This is a genomic window from Nostoc mirabile CHAB5784 (assembly GCF_020829645.1).
GTDB classification, from domain to species: Bacteria; Cyanobacteriota; Cyanobacteriia; order Cyanobacteriales; family Nostocaceae; genus Nostoc; species Nostoc mirabile.
Map to the genome: position 1 here is coordinate 1 of NZ_JAIVFS010000279.1, position 2459 is coordinate 2459.

Genomic DNA, 2459 nt, shown 5'->3' on the forward strand with positions numbered 1-2459 from the left:
ATGATTAGTCCCGCCTCAATGGTTTTGCCCAATCCGACTTCATCGGCTAGTAATGCGCGTCCACCCAGTTGTCTAAGTACTTTTCGGGCTGTTTCAATCTGATACCAGTATTTGTCAATAGCAGTTAATGTGGGCAGGCAAATTAGCTGATCGTAGTCTGCCATTACCGAGAGGTTGAACAGGTCTAAACGCGCCTCGTAGAAGTTAATCGGGTCGTATTTACCAGCTTTCAGGGCTGATAAGGCAGTGTCAGAATTGAATTTGAATGTATAGTTTTTCTCCATGACGCACCCCTACCAGCTACTTTTGACCACTCCGCAGACACCTAACAGCTATTTTCCCGCATAGTGAGACTGTTAAATCTACATACGGTGAAGTTATATAAAATCTACTGGATTTTATATGTAAAAATAAACTTTTTTCATCTGATACACGTAAACTGGAAACTAAAACCGAGCCTGTTGACCAAACCTCAACGTATCTTCTAGGAACGAAAGCCAGTGTCAACTTCTGACCCTCTTTGCCGCATTATTGCCCTGTTTAATCAGGCGGGTGGTGTCGCCAAATCGACACTAACCCAAAATTTGGGATACCACCTTGCACGACGAAAACATCGCGTTCTCCTCATCGACATAGACCCGCAAGCAAGCTTAACCAAATTCATGGGGTTAGTGCCATCTCAGTTACAAAAAACCGTTGCTGATGCCATTATCGATGAGCAGCCCTTACCGATTCATGAGGGCATTCACGGCATGGACTTGGTTCCAGCAAGCCGAGTCTTAAGTGGAGCCGAAATGCAGTTAGTCAGTGCTGCGATGCGCGAGTTGCGCCTTAAGGAAGCCATTGAATCTGTTCTAAATGAATACGACTTCATTCTTATAGATTGTCCCCCCAGCTTAGGATTGCTTTCCTATATCGCCTTAGTCGCGGCCACACACGTACTCGTTCCCGTTGAAACCCATATAAAAGCCTTTGAGGGAACAGACGAACTCTTACAAACTATCACCCACGTAAAAAATAAAGCCAACCGCAAAATCCAAATAGCAGGGTTTGTTCCTACGCGGTATGCCAACCAAAACTCAGCCGATAAACGAGCATTGGCAGCCATCCAAGAACAACTTTCCGCTTGGGGTCGGATTTTCCCACCTATCCCCAGAGCTACCGCTTTTGTCGATGCGTCAGAAGAACGTGCGCCTCTAGCAGTATTTGACCCGAAACATTCTGTAGTCCCTATTCTTGAAGAAATCACCAAGGCTTTGGAGGCTTTATGATCCGACGCAAACAAACTGACAAACCCTTTGGGGGTCAAATTACAACTCCACCACCTGCACCTTGGTTATCCTCCCCAGATGCCGAGTTGCCAGCCGCAACTGAAACTACTATCAAACTCTCAGATATAGTTCTGCCTCAACACCAGCCCCGACGATACTTCGACCCACAAGCATTAAAAGAATTAGTCTCGTCAGTCAAACAGCATGGCATTCTCCAACCTCTGTTGGTGCGTCCAATTGGCGGAGGGAAATACGAATTAGTAGCAGGAGAAAGACGTTATCGGGCAGGGCAGTCAGCTTTGCTTGAAGTCGCGCCTGTGGTTGTGCGTGAGTTATCAGATGACCAAGCGTTTCAGTTGGCTTTGATTGAAAACCTGCAACGAGAAGACCTTAACCCTGTTGAAGAAACTGAAGGGATCTTGCACCTGTTGGCAATCCGGCTGCATTGCGATATAGAAGCCGTCAAATCCTTGCTGTATCGAATGAAAAACGCTCACAGCAAGGGGGAACAGCCATCAAAATCCTCATTAAATGAATCTAGGAAAAACGTTTCTCCTAACCCAGATAATCCACAATCTGAGGACAACGTTTCTGACCATTTAGCCGAGAAAAATGAATCTAGGAAAAACGTTTCTCCTAACCCCGATAATCCACAAACTGGGGACAACGTTTCTGACCATTTAGCCGATGAAACTGAATCTAGGAAAAACGTTTCTCCTAACCTAGATGAAGAACAATCAAACACGGTACAACAGGTGTTTGAGAGTTTGGGACTCATGAATTGGCTATCGTTCATCACCACACGCTTACCTTTACTCAATCTGCCCGAAGAAATTTTAATGGCACTGCGTTCTGGTCAACTGGAATACACCAAAGCACAAGTCTTGGCGCGGGTAAGAAATAATGAAATCCGAAAAAAACTTTTGTCCGAAGCGATCGCTAACGATTGGTCTTTAAGTCAAATCAAAGAAAAAATCGCAGCTTGGACGGATGATGAACAAGCATCCTCGTCTAAAGCATCTAACCAAATACCAGACCGCCTCCAAAATATCACCCAGCGCATTAAAAAGCGTCAGCTTTGGAAAGAACCTAGAAAGCAAAAGCAGCTAGTAAACCTTTTAAACAAGCTGGAAGCATTACTAGGGGATGAGTGACTTGGGGTAAATTGTCAGGTAATCTCTACTTTTA

General features: G+C 45.0%; 2 protein-coding genes and 1 pseudogene. 2 read left to right on the top strand and 1 reads right to left on the bottom strand.

All coding sequences use genetic code 11. The features are described from left to right. Window positions 1-284 (bottom strand): annotated as a pseudogene (locus LC653_RS45680) (ATP-dependent helicase); the annotation flags it as partial. Between the two features lie 216 nt (window positions 285-500). Here LC653_RS45680 and LC653_RS45685 point away from each other — a divergent pair. Both LC653_RS45685 and LC653_RS45690 read left to right on the top strand, forming a co-directional pair. Then, window positions 501-1271 (top strand): ParA family protein, encoded by a 771-nt coding sequence (locus LC653_RS45685; protein ID WP_229501821.1) that lies wholly within the window; start codon window positions 501-503, stop codon window positions 1269-1271. Next, the gene (locus LC653_RS45690; RefSeq protein ID WP_233719008.1) at window positions 1268-2425 is read left to right on the top strand and encodes a ParB/RepB/Spo0J family partition protein; all 1158 of its coding nucleotides are present in this window, start codon (window positions 1268-1270) and stop codon (window positions 2423-2425) included. Before LC653_RS45685 ends, LC653_RS45690 begins: the two co-directional genes overlap by 4 nt. Window positions 2426-2459 lie beyond the last annotated feature (34 nt).